The organism is Paraburkholderia sp. BR10936, from assembly GCF_040965735.1.
GTDB lineage: Bacteria > Pseudomonadota > Gammaproteobacteria > Burkholderiales > Burkholderiaceae > Paraburkholderia > Paraburkholderia nodosa_A.
Genome location: NZ_JBFRCM010000011.1, coordinates 135,455 through 149,643, shown reverse-complemented (window position 1 = coordinate 149,643; position 14,189 = coordinate 135,455). Strand labels below are relative to the sequence as shown.

Annotated in this window: 7 protein-coding genes; 6 read left to right on the top strand and 1 reads right to left on the bottom strand. The window is 62.4% G+C overall.

Going from position 1 to position 14,189, the window contains the following annotated elements; all coding sequences use genetic code 11:
• The first annotated feature begins 44 nt into the window (after nucleotides 1-44).
• From AB4Y36_RS22925 to AB4Y36_RS22910, 4 genes are read left to right on the top strand one after another with little or no spacing between them, the layout of a single operon-like run.
• Nucleotides 45-725: a response regulator transcription factor gene (locus AB4Y36_RS22925; RefSeq protein ID WP_368617991.1), complete on the top strand. Its 681-nt coding sequence runs from the start codon at nucleotides 45-47 to the stop codon at nucleotides 723-725.
• 29 nt (nucleotides 726-754) lie between these two features.
• Nucleotides 755-5,755 carry an AAA family ATPase gene (locus AB4Y36_RS22920; RefSeq protein WP_368684164.1) on the top strand — a complete coding sequence of 1,667 codons (5,001 nt, stop codon included), beginning with the start codon at nucleotides 755-757 and terminating at the stop codon, nucleotides 5,753-5,755.
• Between the two features lie 12 nt (nucleotides 5,756-5,767).
• Nucleotides 5,768-8,767 carry a response regulator gene (locus AB4Y36_RS22915; RefSeq protein WP_368684163.1) on the top strand — a complete coding sequence of 1,000 codons (3,000 nt, stop codon included), beginning with the start codon at nucleotides 5,768-5,770 and terminating at the stop codon, nucleotides 8,765-8,767.
• A complete protein-coding gene (locus tag AB4Y36_RS22910) occupies nucleotides 8,755-9,918 on the top strand; it encodes a response regulator (protein ID WP_368684162.1) in 1,164 nt (387 codons plus the stop codon). Before AB4Y36_RS22915 ends, AB4Y36_RS22910 begins: the two co-directional genes overlap by 13 nt.
• Before the next feature lie 40 nt (nucleotides 9,919-9,958).
• On the opposite strand, the gene katG is transcribed toward AB4Y36_RS22910, so the two are convergent.
• The gene (katG, locus tag AB4Y36_RS22905; protein ID WP_368684161.1) at nucleotides 9,959-12,223 is read right to left on the bottom strand and encodes a catalase/peroxidase HPI; all 2,265 of its coding nucleotides are present in this window, start codon (nucleotides 12,221-12,223) and stop codon (nucleotides 9,959-9,961) included.
• 517 nt (nucleotides 12,224-12,740) lie between these two features.
• On the opposite strand from katG, the gene AB4Y36_RS22900 reads away from it, so the two are divergent.
• A complete protein-coding gene (locus AB4Y36_RS22900; RefSeq protein WP_368684160.1) occupies nucleotides 12,741-13,376 on the top strand; it encodes an SDR family oxidoreductase in 636 nt (211 codons plus the stop codon).
• A 120-nt stretch (nucleotides 13,377-13,496) separates the two neighbouring features.
• Nucleotides 13,497-14,189 carry a type 1 glutamine amidotransferase domain-containing protein gene (locus AB4Y36_RS22895; protein ID WP_368617908.1) on the top strand — a complete coding sequence of 231 codons (693 nt, stop codon included), beginning with the start codon at nucleotides 13,497-13,499 and terminating at the stop codon, nucleotides 14,187-14,189.

Sequence of the window (14,189 nt, the reverse complement as noted above, 5' to 3'; positions counted from 1 at the left end):
CAGCGCACGTCTTACGCTCGTTGCGCTGACCGCGAGTAATGGACATGAAAATTCTCCTGGTCGAAGACAATCAGCAGGTGGCAGGCTTCCTGAGAAAGGGCTTGCACGAAACCGGCCATGTCGTCGACTGGGCGGACAATGGCCGCGATGGCATGGCACTCGCAATCGGCGAAGCTTACGATGCCATTATTCTCGACCGCATGCTTCCCGGTGGAATCGACGGACTTGGCATCGTTGCGGCGCTGCGCGCATCCGGCAATAAGGTCCCGGTGCTGATCCTGAGCGCACTCGACGAAGTGGACGAGCGCATTCGCGGCCTGAAGGCGGGCGGCGACGACTACGTCGTGAAGCCGTTTTCCTTCGGCGAAGTCGTCGCGCGGCTTGAGGCGTTGGCGCGGCGCAGCCAGGACAATCACTATGATACGACCCTAAAAGTCGGGGAATTATGCATGGACCTTCTCTCGCGCAAGGTCGCGCGTGACGGCAAGGCGCTCGTCCTCAAGCCTCGCGAGTTCAAGCTGCTCGAGTATTTGATGCGCCATGCCGAGCAGGTCGTGACGCGCACGATGCTGCTCGAAAACATCTGGGAATACCATTTCGATCCGCAAACCAACGTCATCGACGTGCACGTGAGCAAACTGCGTCAGAAGATCGACACCGGTTTTGAGCGGTCCATGCTCCGGACGGTCCGCAATGCGGGTTACATGCTGACGGCCAATCCTTGAATCGCGGCGTCTCTCGCGAGGGCGCAACCATGAGGCTCACGGACTACGATCGAACGAACTTGAGCGACGACGGCCAGTTCGTCCTGTCGCGCCTGCGCAGTCATGGGGAAAGCCAGAGCTGGCTCACCGTTACGTTGTCCGCCTACCGGCCGCTGCCCGAAAGTCAGGAGTGTCTCGAACGCGCCTACCGGATGCGCGCCGCGCTCCAGGACGCACGGGTTGCCGCGCCGCATTCGCTGCTGCAAGACCACGGCAGTGTCACGCTCGTACTGGAAGACCCCGGCGGCATACCCTTGCGCACCGCGCTCAAAGGCCCGTTTCCACTCGAACGTTTTCTCACGGTCGCGACAAACCTTGCAGCGGCGCTCTGCACGCTGCACGACCGTGGGCTCACGCACAACGACATCAGGCCAGGCAACATCCTTCTCGATGAGCAAACACAAGAAGTCGCCTTCACCGGTCTAGGCCTCGTTTCAGCAGAGCCGCGCGAGCGCCCCATACGCGATCTGCCCATGCTCGCGAGCGAAGCGCTTGCCTATCTTTCTCCCGAACGCACGGGCCTGATGAACCGATGGTGCGATTCGCGCGCCGATCTTTATTCGCTGGGCATCGTCCTCCATGAAATGCTCACGGGTCAATTGCCCTATCGCGCAAGCTCGCCTTCGGAATGGCTGCATTGCCATACCGCGCAAATGCCCATACCGGTTTCCGAGTGCATAGGCACTGCCGTGCCCGATCCGGTAAGCAACATCATTGCGCGCTTGCTGGCCAAGGACGCCGCGCGGCGTTATCAGACCGCAGAGGGACTTGCACACGACCTGCGATGCTGCCTCGACGCCTGGCGCCAGTCAGGCCGCATTGAATCGTTCGAACTGGGCGCGGCCGATTCGCCCGACCAATTGCAATATCCGTTTCGGTTGTATGGCCGCGAAAAGCAGGTCGAAATGCTCGAAGCCGCACTGAGCCGCGTGGTTCGACATAAAGAGATCGTGCTTGCGCTCGTTTCCGGCTATTCGGGAATCGGCAAGTCGACGCTCGTCAACAGCCTGCGCGCGACATCGGGGTCCAGCTCGCGCGGGCGGTTCGCATCCGGCAAGTTCGAGCGCTACAAGCGCGATATTCCCTACGCCACGCTCGCGCAAGCGTTCCAGGACCTGATCCGGCAGGTGATCGACGGCAGTCCAGCCGCGCGCGAAGGCTTGCGCGCGCGCCTCGTCGAAGCGCTCGGCGCAAACGGCGTACTCATGACCAGCCTGATTCCCGAGCTTGAACAAATCATCGGTCCGCAGGCACCGGTTCAGGAGCTTCCGCCCCAGGACGCGCGCACGCGCTTTCTCGCCGTTTTTACGCGCTTCATTGGCGCGTTTCCGCATGAAGGGCGGCCACTTGTGCTGTTTCTCGACGACCTGCAGTGGAGCGACACCGCAACGCTCGCCTTGCTCGAACGACTATGCCAGTCCGACGTGCGAAACGTCCTGCTGGTGGGCGCGTATCGGGACAACGAAGTGGGATTCACGCATCCGCTGAGGCAGACGATCGATTCGATCCGGCAGACCGGTACGCACGTCGATGAAATCATGCTCGCGCCGCTGCAATTCGACGACGTATTGCGACTGATCGGCGACGCCCTCAAAACCACGCGCGCCGAATTGCGCGACTTGAGCAAACTCGTCTTCGAACGAACGGGAGGCAACCCGTTCTATGTCGTGCAGTTCCTGAAGTTCCTGAGCGACGAGCATCATCTCGTGTTCGATCGCGAACGCCGCATCTGGCTTTGGGACAGCGACAGGTTGCGCGCGGCCAGCTTCGCGCAAAGCATCGTGGATCTCATGGTAGAGAAGATCGAACGACTGCCGGCGCCAACTCAGCAACTGCTCACACAGTTTGCCTGCCTGGGCGGCCGCGCGAGTTCCTCGCTGCTCGCGCGCATCAGCGGCATGACCGAGTCCGATGTGGAAGCGACACTCGCCGGCGGCGTGGAAGCGGGTTTGCTTTATCGCCGCCGCAATGGTTTCGCTTTCGTCCATGACCGCGTGCACGAAGCGACCTACGATCTGATTCGCGAAGACGAGCGCGAGCGCGCCCATTTGCGCATTGGCCGCATTCTCGCCGCGCAGGCGCCGACCGACGAGGAGCGCGATGTCTTTGAAATCGTCAACCAGTACAACCGCGTCCTCGCGCTCATCGATACCTCGCAGGAGCGCGAACGGGTCGTCGACTTCAACCTCGAGGCCGGGCGACGCGCTCGCGCTTCATCGGCGTACGGCTCGGCGCTCACCTACCTTTCCGTTGGCAGCGAACTGCTCGGCGACGACGAATGGGATCATCACTACGCGCGCAAGTTTCTGCTGGAAACGCAACGCGCCGAATGCGAATTCCTGACCGGCGCCACTGAGAGCAGCAAGGAGCGGCTCTCGATGCTCGATCAGCGCGCGCGCACCTTATGCGACCGCGCAGCCATCACTTTCCTGCGCATCACGCTTTATACCGCGCTCGATCAGGTCAACGTGGCTGTCGAAACCTGTCTAAGCTATTTGCGGCATGTCGGCATCGACTGGGTTGCCCATCCCGGTCGTAGCGCCGCGCGCGAGGAATACGATCGGCTCCTCGATGGCATCGCCAATGTGCCGATCGAAGCGCTCGTCGATCTCCCGTTGCTCGGCGATACGGAAATGACCGCGACGATGAACGTGCTCACGGCCGTGTTGCCGCCGGCGTTCTTCAGCGACGAGAATCTCGTCTGCCTCGTGCTTTGCCGAATGGCGAATCTGAGCCTCGCACACGGCAACAGCGACGCTTCATCGCTCGGCTATGCCTACCTCGGCATGGTTGCGGGACCGTTATTCGACGACTACGACGCTGGCTACCGCTTTGGCCAGCTCGGGCTCGCGCTCGTCGACAAGCGTGGGCTCGACCGATTCAAGGCGCGCGTCTACATGTGTTTCGCCTATCACGTCACGCCGTGGACCAAGCCGATCCGCACGGGCATTCCGCTGCTGCGCCTCGCCTTCGAAGCCGCAAGCGAAGCCGGCGACCTGACCTATATCGGCTTTAGCAGCTGCTGCACGGTCACCACGCTGCTCGCCGCAGGAGAGTCGCTCGGCGAGGTGGAACAGGAGGCGATACGGCGTCTGCAGATCGTCCAGGCGGCAAAATTCGGCCTGATCGTAGATATCATCACGGCGCAACTGGCCTTGATCCGTTCGCTGCGCGCCGGCACAGCCGATCCTGGCGACGAACATGCCCCCTTCTGTGACGATACGTTCGAACGGCGCCTCGAAAGCGACCCGAGCCTCGCAATCGCCGCCTGCTGGTACTGGATACGCAAGCAGCAGGCACGCTATCTGGCCGGCGACATCAGGAATGCGATGGATGCCGGGAACAAGGCGGCCCCGCTCCTGTGGACGTCCTCCGGGCACTTCGAAATGGCCGAATTCCAGTTCTTCGCTGCGCTCACGCGCGCACGCTGGCACGCCGAGGCACCAGGCGACGAACAAGCCGAGAATCTGGAGAAACTGGCGGCCCACCATCAGCAGCTCGAACTGTGGGCCACGCACTGCCCGAGCAATTTCGGTAGCCGCGCGGCTCTGGTGCGCGGCGAAATCGCCCGCCTTCAAGGCCACGATTTCGATGCAATGCGCTGCTACGAAGAAGCCATCCGGCTCGCACGCGAATATGGTTTCATCCACAACGAAGCGCTCGCACAAGACATTGCCGCGATGTTCTATCTGGAGCGCGGCTTCACGACCATTGCCGGTATGTATCTGCGCAATGCAAGACTCGACTGGCTGCGCTGGGGTGCGATTACGCGGGTAAAAGAACTCGACAGGCGCTATCCCGAACTGCTTCGCGAGCAGGCGGCATACGGACCGGCTCCGGACACCGTTGCAGGCCACATCGACGTCGATACCGTCATGAAGGCCTCTCAGGCGATTTCAGCCGAACTTGTTCCCGGCCGCCTGATCCATACGCTGATGACCATCGTGCTCGAACACGCCGGGGCACGGCGCGCCCTGCTCGTTTTGCCGCGTGAGGAGAAGCTTTGGATAGAAGCCGTGGCGGTGGCGACGCGCCAGGGAACGGACGTGAGCATCGAGCGCAAGCCGGTCTCGCCGCTGGAACTGGCCGAAGCGGTGCTCCACGAAAGCATACGGACGCGCCGCCAGGTGCTGATCGACGATGCTTCATCCGATGAAGCGTTCTATGCCGATGAGTATTTCGTCGCCAACCGCTCGCGCTCGGTGCTCTCACTGCCTCTCGTCAAGCAGTCGAAACTGATAGGCGTTCTCTACCTGGAAAATGAACTCGCGCCCGGCGCCTTCACGCCGGCAAGGCTCGCCGTGCTCCGGCTGCTTGCCTCTCAAGCGGCGATTTCACTCGAAAACGCCTCGCTCGAAGAAAAGCAGACGTTGCTCGCCGAAAAGGACGCACTACTGCACGAAGTGCATCATCGCGTCAAAAACAATCTGCAGCTCATCAGCAGCCTGCTGAACCTGCAGGCAGAACGCGTCGAAGACAAAGCCGTCGCCGAGCTGTTCGCGGACAGCCGCAATCGCGTGCGCTCGATGGCCATGGTTCACGAGAACCTGTACCGCGCGGGCAACTTCGCGCGCATTCCCATGACGGTGCACGTGAAAACACTGTGCGGCCATCTTGCGCGCGTCTACGACATGGGACGGCTGGGCGTCGAGATGCAGATCGCCGTCGACGACGTCCAGCTCGACATGAATCGCGCCGTCTCGTGCGGCCTCATCATCAACGAACTCGTCTCCAATGCGCTCAAGCATGCTTTCCCCGACCAGCGCGGGGGCGTACTGAACATCGGCCTGCGCGCGATAGACGGCCATCGCTGCGAGTTGCGCGTTGCTGACGACGGCGTGGGGCTCGCGCCGGAATTCTCGTTCGAGCGCGACGAAACGCTGGGCCTGCGGCTCGTGCACGATCTCGTGCTGCAACTGCGCGGCAGCGTAGACGTCAGCCAGCAACAGGGAACCACATTCACGATTCATTTCGACGCCGCCGAACCCTGATCGACACTCGCCATGACCGCACGAATCTTGATCGTCGAGGATGACCGGATTGTTGCGCGAGATATTGCGCAACAGTTGACACGCAGCGGCTACCGCGTGGTCGGCAGCGCGGTGAGCGGCGAGGAAGCGATTGCGTTGGTGGCGCAGGCGAAGAACGGCCTCACGCCCGAACTGGTGCTCATGGACGTGCGGCTCGAAGGCAAGCTCGACGGCATCGACGCGGCGCGCCGGATTCGCGAACTGCGTGACGTGCCGGTGGTTTTTCTCACCGCCTATGCCGACGACGAAACCGTTCAGCGCGCCACCCAGGCGGAGCCGTTCGGCTACGTGCTCAAGCCGTTCGACGACATCCAGCTGCGCACCGTCGTGGAGATGGCGCTCTACAAGTACCGCGCCGAACGGCGCTTGCGCGAGAGCGAGCAACGCTACGCCGTCACGCTTTCGAGCATCGGCGACGGTGTGATCGCCACGGATGCTGCCGGGGTCGTGACCTTCGTGAACCCCGCAGGCGAGGTGCTGATCGGATGGCGACGCGGCGACGCCGTCGGGCGGCCGCTCGCCGGCGTGTTCCGCCTGCTCGACGAACTCACGCGCGCCCCGATTGCGGACCCGATGGCCGCGGTCCTGCGCAACGACCGCGAGAGCGGGCTGCCCGCCCGCGCCGTCCTGCTGACGCCCAGCGGCAGCGAAATACCGGTCGAGAGCACCGGCACACCCATGACCGACGAACGCGGCGAGACCATCGGCGTCGTCATCGTGTTTCGCGACGCCACACAAAAGCGCCGCGCCGAGGAAGCCGAGATTCTGCGCGAGACGAATGCACGGCTTGAAATGGCGATGTACGGGTCGAACGTGGGCGTGTGGGAAATCGATATGCCTGAGGGCGACTACAAGCGGGGCTTTGCGCGCTTTTCGAATATCTACGAATGGCTCGGCTTCGGGACGCCACAGGCGCGTCTCGACTATGAAGCCTACATGAGCGTTCTCCACCCCGACCATCGCGTGAGCACCGACCGCGCCATGGAGACATTTCTCGCGGACAGTCACGGCATATTCGAAATCGAAAACCGGCTGCGGCATCGCGACGGAACGGACCGCTGGGTGCTGGTTCGCGGCACGGCGCGGCACGATGCGAGCGGCAAGCCGGTGCGCTTCGTCGGCAGCATCGTGGACATCACTCAACTCAAGCATACCGAGCAGGCGCTGCGCGCCAGCGAGGAGCGCTTTCGCGGCACGTTCGAAAACGCCGCCGTGGGCGTCGCGCATTGCGATCTGGACGCCCGCTTCCTGCGCGTCAATCAGCGCGCGTGCGAGATCTTCGGCCATGCGCGGGACGCACTGCAGCACACGCGACTGCAGGCGCTCGTTCATGCGGATTATCGGGAGGCTAGCGAAGAGAAATTACGCCTGCTGACGGGAGGGAAAATCGCCCATTACTCGGAAGAAGTGCCCCTCGTGAACGCCGACGAGGCACTGATCTGGGTTAGCCTCTCGCTCGCGCTTCAGCACGGCACAGCCAGCGAGCCCAGTCACGTTATCGCCATCATCCAGGATATTTCGGCGCGCAAGGCGCTCGAAGAAACGGTGCGGGTTGCCAAGGAAGCGGCTGAATCCGCCAACCGGGCCAAGGACCAGTTTCTTGCGAACATCAGCCACGAACTGCGCACACCGCTGAACGGCATTCTGGGCTATGCGCAGATGCTGCTGCGCGACTCGGCGCTCGATGCGCGGCAACTGGCCGGCGTCGGTGTAATCGAACAGAGCGGTCACCATCTGCTCACGCTCATCAACGACATTCTCGACTTTACGCGCCTTGGCGCGGGCAAGCTGGAACTCCAGGTGACGGAGGTGTCGCTCGGCGCATTTCTCGAAACGATCGCGGAGATCGTTGGCGTGCGAGCGCAACAGAAGAATCTCGTCCTCAACTATGTTCCGGCGCTCGACCTGCCCGCCGTGGTGCGCGTGGACGAACGCCGTCTGCGGCAAGTGCTGCTCAATCTGCTCGCCAATGCGGTCAAATTCACTGATCGCGGGGAAATCCGGCTTACCGTGAGACCCGGCGAAGCAGACCGGTTGCGCTTCGACGTGCATGATACCGGCGTCGGCATCAGCGCCGATCGGCTGGAGGCGATCTTTCAACCGTTCGAGCAGGCGGGCGATCACGTGCGGCGCACCGGCGGCGCAGGGCTCGGCCTCGCAATCAGCCGGCAGCTCGTGCGCATGATGGGCGGCGAGATCTTTGTGACGAGCACCGTGGGAGAAGGCAGCACGTTCTGGTTCGAACTTGCGGCGCCCGCTTCCGCGCTCGACGTCGATGCACGCGCAACGAGCCTCGAAAGCGGCAATCTGGACGGCGCAGGACGGCGCATTCTCCTCGTCGACGACGTGGCGACCAACCGGCGCCTGCTCGCCGACGTGCTGGAGCGCATGGGCTTCGAAGTGATCGAAAGCGCGGATGGACGCGACGCGCTCGATAAAATCGCCTCGAACAAACCGGATCTGATGATCCTCGACACGGTCATGCCCGTGATGGGCGGCATTGAAGTGCTTCGCAACCTGCGCAAGTCAGTCGATCTCGCGGCAATGCCCGTTATCGTCGTCTCCGCCGACGCATCCGAACAGAACGCACGCGCCAATATCGAGGCTGGCGCGAGTCTCTTCCTCGACAAACCAATCGATATCGCCCAATTGCTACAGGCGATCGCCGGTTTGCTCGGCATGACACTCCAGCAAGCCACGTCGCAATCCGACAAGGCGGCCCACCTGGAACAACATGCCCAGCCGATCGTCGTGCCGCCTCAAAGCGAACTGGCGCAGTTGCACCGCTACGCACTGCTGGGCTCCATGCGCGACATCCATCGGCACGCCGATCACCTGGTGGCGTTGAACCAGCGATACGAACCATTCGCCGCGCGTTTGCGGCAGCTTGCGATGACCTATGAATCGCAGGCATTGCTTTCCTTGATTGAACGCTATCTCAACAGTGAAGGGAAAGGACAATGGGAGAAATAAGGAGCGATGACGCTCCCGTGGTGCTCGTCGTGGACGACACCGCGGCGAATCTGGGTCTCGTCGTCGAAACGCTCGAAGCCGAAGGTCTGCGCGCGGCGGTGGCGCGTGACGGCCAGGAGGCGCTGCGCCGCGCCGAAATCGTCAAGCCCGACCTCATCCTGCTCGATGTCATCATGCCGGGCCTCGACGGATTTCAAACTTGCCGCGCGCTCAAGGAAAATCCGGTAACGCGCGATATCCCCGTCATCTTCATGACATCGTTATCGCAGACCGAGGACAAGATCAACGGGTTCCGCGTGGGGGCGATGGACTTCGTCACCAAGCCGCTGCAGATGGAAGAAGTCGCTGTGCGCGTGCAGACTCATCTCAAGCTGCGCGCGCTGCAACGCACGCAGCAGGAGCAGAACGTGCGGCTCGAAGAGGAGATCAAGACACGTATTCGCGCCCAGGACGCCTTGCTCGAAGTGCTCGGCGCGGTCAAGCACGTCTCGAACGCCATCGCTCACGATCTGCGCACGCCCCTTGCCGAGCTACGCTCGCGACTCGAAATCCTGATGCTCGGACTGAAAAAGAAAGGCGACGACGAGACATTGAATCAGCTCGAAGTTGCCGTCGCCGACGTCGACCGCGTCATCGGCATCTTCAATGCGCTGCTGCGCCTCGCCGAGATCGACGCCGGCGTGCGCCGTTCGGGGTTTATCGAAGCCGACCTTACCGCCATCGTTTCCGATGCGGTCGAGTTCTATCAACCCGTCGCGGAGTTGCGCGGCATTTCACTCTCGCTCCATTTGCGCAAGCAAGGCAAGCTGATGGCCGTCGTCGATCCGCTGTTGATGGCGCAAGCGATCGGGAATCTCATCGACAACGCCCTCAAGTTCGCGCAGGAAGGCGGCGAGGTGGCGGTTTCACTCGACGAATCCTCGGACTCGATCGAGATTACGGTTGCCGACGACGGCCCCGGCATCCCCGTCGCCGAGCGCTCGAAAGTCACCGAACGCTTCTATCGCGGCGACCGCAGCAGAGGTACGCCCGGCGTCGGCCTGGGGCTCGCGCTCGTCAAGGCCGTTGCTACGCTCCATCAGGGCACGCTGGTGTTCGCCGACAATAATCCGGGCCTCGCGGCCACCATGACGATTCGAAGAGCGGAATGATCCGCTCTTCGCGAGACGAGGTCCGACGTCTCGCGGCAAATCATGCCAGATCGAACCTGTCGAGGTTCATGACCTTCGCCCACGCGGACACAAAATCGCTCACGAACTTTTCTTGCGCGTCGTCGCTTGCGTAGACTTCGCATAGCGCACGCAATTGCGCGTTCGAACCGAAGACGAGATCGACGCGTGTGCCGGTCCATTTCAGCGCGCTCGTTTTGCGATCACGCCCTTCGAAGACATCCTGCGCGGGCGAACGTGGCGTCCATTGCGTATTCATGTCGAGCAAATTGCGGAAGAAGTCGTTGGTCAGCGTCTGCGGTCTTTCGGTGAACACGCCGTGAGCCTCCCCTTCCGAATGCAAGTTCAGCACGCGCAGGCCACCTATCAGCACGGTCATCTCCGGCGCGCTCAACGTGAGCAATTGCGCCTTGTCGATCAGCAGGTGCTCGGCAGGTACGCTGCACGTCCCCTTCAGGAAGTTGCGGAAACCGTCGGCAAACGGCTCCAGCGCGTCGAACGCGTGCGCATCGGTCTGTTCCTGCGAGGCGTCCATGCGGCCCGGCGCGAACGGCACGGCGACGTTGTGGCCTGCGTCTTGCGCCGCCCTTTCGATGCCCGCGCCGCCCGCCAGCACGATCAGGTCTGCCAGCGATATTTTCTTGCCGCTGGACTGCGCGTCGTTGAACGTGCGCTGGATAGCTTCTAGCGATTCCAGCACTTGCGCCAACTGTGCGGGTTGATTCGCGGCCCAGTCCTTTTGCGGCGCGAGGCGGATACGCGCGCCGTTGGCACCGCCGCGCTTGTCCGAGCCACGAAACACCGACGCCGACGCCCAGGCCGTCGAAACCAGTTGCGAAACGGTAAGCCCCGAGTCCGCTATCTTTTGCTTGAGCGCGGCGACGTCGCTTTCGTCGACGAGTTCGTGATCGACAGCCGGAATCGGGTCCTGCCAGATCAGTTCTTCGGTCGGCACTTCCGGTCCGAGATAGCGTGCGCGCGGCCCCATATCGCGATGCGTGAGCTTGAACCAGGCCCGCGCGAACGCATCGGCGAATTGATCGGGATTCTCCATGAAGCGGCGCGAAATTTTCTCGTAGGCGGGATCGAAACGCAGCGAAAGGTCCGTAGTGAGCAAGGTCGGCAACAGCTTCTTCGACGGGTCATGCGCGTGGGGAATCGTTGCGCTCGCGTTCTTCGCGACCCATTGATGCGCGCCAGCCGGGCTCTTCGTCAGTTCCCATTCGAAGCCGAACAGGTTCATGAAGAAGCCCATGCCCCATTGCGTTGGGGTGTTCGTCCACGTGACTTCCAGACCGCTCGTGATCGTGTCGGCAGCGTTGCCGGTTCCGAAGTTGTTCTTCCAGCCCAGGCCCAGTTGCTCGAGACTCGCCGCCTCCGGTTCGGGACCGACATGGCTGGCCGGCGCGGCTCCGTGGGTCTTGCCGAACGAGTGGCCGCCTGCGATCAGCGCGACCGTTTCCTCGTCGTTCATCGCCATGCGTGCGAATGTTTCGCGTACGTCGTGCGCAGCGGCCACCGGGTCGGGGTTGCCCTCCGGGCCCTCGGGGTTCACGTAGATCAGCCCCATCTGCACGGCTGCAAGCGGCGCTTCCAGATGCCGGCCGCTTGCGGTGCGGGTTGCTTCCTCGCCGTGAATCGCCACATCGGCCACGAGTGTGCCGTCTTTGCTGTCGTCCCGAGGGGCGGCGCCCTTACCGTAACGCAGGTCCCCACCGAGCCAGGTCTTCTCGCTTCCCCAATAGATTTCGTCGTCGGGCTCCCACGTATCCTCGCGGCCGGCGCCATAGCCGAACGTCTTGAAGCCCATGGTTTCGAGCGCGACATTGCCGGTCAGGATCAGCAAATCGGCCCAGGAAATATTCTGGCCGTATTTCTGCTTGATCGGCCAAAGCAGACGTCGCGCCTTGTCGAGGTTCGCGTTGTCCGGCCAGCTATTGAGCGGCGCAAATCGCTGCTGGCCGCGCCCCGCGCCCCCGCGCCCGTCACCCGTGCGGTACGTGCCGGCGCCGTGCCAGGCCATGCGAATGAAGAACGGTCCATAGTGGCCGAAATCGGCGGGCCACCACTCCTGCGAGTCGGTCATGAGCGCAGCGAGGTCTTTCTTCAGCGCAGCCAAGTCGAGCTTCCCGAAGGCCACGGCGTAATTGAATTCGGATCCCAATGGGTTCGATCTGCTCGAGTGCTGGCTCAACAGATCCAGTCGAAGCCGATGCGGCCACCATTCGAGGTTGTTGGTCCCGTCTCCCGCCGCATGGGTGAACGGACACGTTGCATCGGTTGACATGCGCTACCTCCTTGCGGGTCTCGGTTGATGTGCCGATTTTCCGGCGACATGACCTATTTGCTGCGGATCGCTTCGACGAAACATCGCCATTGTCCCGATTCCTTCGGGTCGCTCTCATGGCTGCATTGACAGCCGCCGACGCTCTCCAGTCGCCCGTGGGCTCGCTCATCCGTGTCAGCTTCTGCTTTTTTTTGGGCCGTGGAACACGCCTCGACCCGGCTCGCACCGAGCGCCTCATAGCTAGTCACGGAATAGGCTCGAACCGGTCCTGCGGCGCATGCCAGCGTCACGCTCACGGTCACGATGGAACATCGCAACGTCATGTCGGCTCTCCAGCCTGAAACTGCGGAAAGTGTGGGCTGTCCCCTGGAATCTAAAGCAGTTGGCGCAATACCCCCTGCGCACAGTTTGAATCGGCAAGCCATGCGGATCGATAACATCGCTACGCCTGCTAAGCAGCGTAGTGCGGATCGGACTAGACTGCGGAAACTGACCATGAACCCCAGGAGAGAGCGTCATGAAGGTCTTGCTAATCGGCGCGAGCGGTCGCACCGGCCGGCCGGTCGCGCAAAAGCTGCACGCTGCAGCCATCCCTTTTCGGGCGCTGATACGCAACGCTGCAAAAGCCGATGAATTCCACCGCCTCGGCGCCGAAACAGCGATCGCGGACCTTGCCAGCGACTTCTCGCACGCTTTCGAGGGGACAGACGCCGTTGTTTATGCCGCCGGCTCCGCCGAAACCGAAGGCGCGGATCAGGAGCGTCAGATCGACCGCGACGCCGTCATTCACGCGGCGGACTACGCAAAGCAGCGAGGCGTGGATCGCTTTATCGTCATCAGCGCGTTGCTGGCGTTCGATCCCGGGCGTGCGCCGGATGCGCTGCGCCACTACGCCGAAATGAAGCAGGCGTCCGACGACTACGTGATTGCCAGCGCTCTGGAGTACGTCGTATTGCGGCCCGGCCAGTTGAGCGTGGAGCCCGGCGTCGGCACGATCCAGATCGTCTCGAACGTGGGATCGCCGCACCCACCGGTGGCGCGCGAAGACGTTGCCGAGGTCGTCGTCGAAGCGCTCAAGGCGGCCCTGTCGCGCAAGGTCATCGGCTTCGCGGGCGGCAGGGATCCGATCGCCAGCGCACTCGCCACGGTTTGACGTCTTCAGTGCAAAAGCGAAATAACGCCTCGATTTACGGAAGCAACGACAGGCAAACCCAAGTCACAATGAAACCTCCTCGATGTCCCCTAGCGCCCGTCACCGGGCAAGGAGAAAGTCATGAAGATTCTGGTAGTCCTGACGTCGCACGATCAACTGGGCAATACGGGCCGCAAGACGGGCTTCTGGCTGGAGGAGTTGGCCGCACCGTACTACGTGTTCAAGGACGCGAACGTGGAGCTGACGCTGGCGTCGCCCAAGGGCGGCGCGGCGCCGCTCGATCCCAAGAGCAACGAACCCGCCAACCAGACCGACATGACTCGCCGCTTCGAGGCCGACGCCAGTGCGAAAGCGGCGCTCGCAAGCACCGCGATACTGAAAGATATTGCCCACGACGACGCGTTCGACGCCGTTTTCTACCCGGGTGGCCACGGTCCGATGTGGGATCTCGCCGAAGACGCGGATTCGATCTCGCTCATCGAGCGAACGATAGGCGCAGGCAAACCCGTCGCGCTCGTCTGCCATGCGCCCGGCGTCCTGCGTCACGTCAAGGGGGCGGACGGTGAACCGATGGTCAAAGGCAAGCCGGTGACAGGTTTTTCCAATTCCGAGGAAGCCGCGGTTGGCTTGACACACGTCGTGCCATTTCTCGTGGAAGACGAACTCAAGGCAAAAGGCGGCAACTATTCGAGCGTCGCAGACTGGCAACCGTACGTTCTCGAAGCCGGATTGCTCATCACGGGGCAGAATCCGGCATCCTCGGGACCAGGCGCACATGCCTTGCTGAAGAAGTTGGACAGCATGAACAAATAG

What these genes read in the sequence shown, in the direction of transcription:
- AB4Y36_RS22925 (WP_368617991.1), top strand. Translation starts at nt 45, where the DNA reads ATGAAAATTCTCCTGGTCGAAGACAATCAGCAGGTGGCAGGCTTCCTG.
- katG (WP_368684161.1), bottom strand. Translation starts at nt 12,223, where the DNA reads ATGTCAACCGATGCAACGTGTCCGTTCACCCATGCGGCGGGAGACGGG.
- AB4Y36_RS22920 (WP_368684164.1), top strand. Translation starts at nt 755, where the DNA reads ATGAGGCTCACGGACTACGATCGAACGAACTTGAGCGACGACGGCCAG.
- AB4Y36_RS22915 (WP_368684163.1), top strand. Translation starts at nt 5,768, where the DNA reads ATGACCGCACGAATCTTGATCGTCGAGGATGACCGGATTGTTGCGCGA.
- AB4Y36_RS22895 (WP_368617908.1), top strand. Translation starts at nt 13,497, where the DNA reads ATGAAGATTCTGGTAGTCCTGACGTCGCACGATCAACTGGGCAATACG.
- AB4Y36_RS22900 (WP_368684160.1), top strand. Translation starts at nt 12,741, where the DNA reads ATGAAGGTCTTGCTAATCGGCGCGAGCGGTCGCACCGGCCGGCCGGTC.
- AB4Y36_RS22910 (WP_368684162.1), top strand. Translation starts at nt 8,755, where the DNA reads ATGGGAGAAATAAGGAGCGATGACGCTCCCGTGGTGCTCGTCGTGGAC.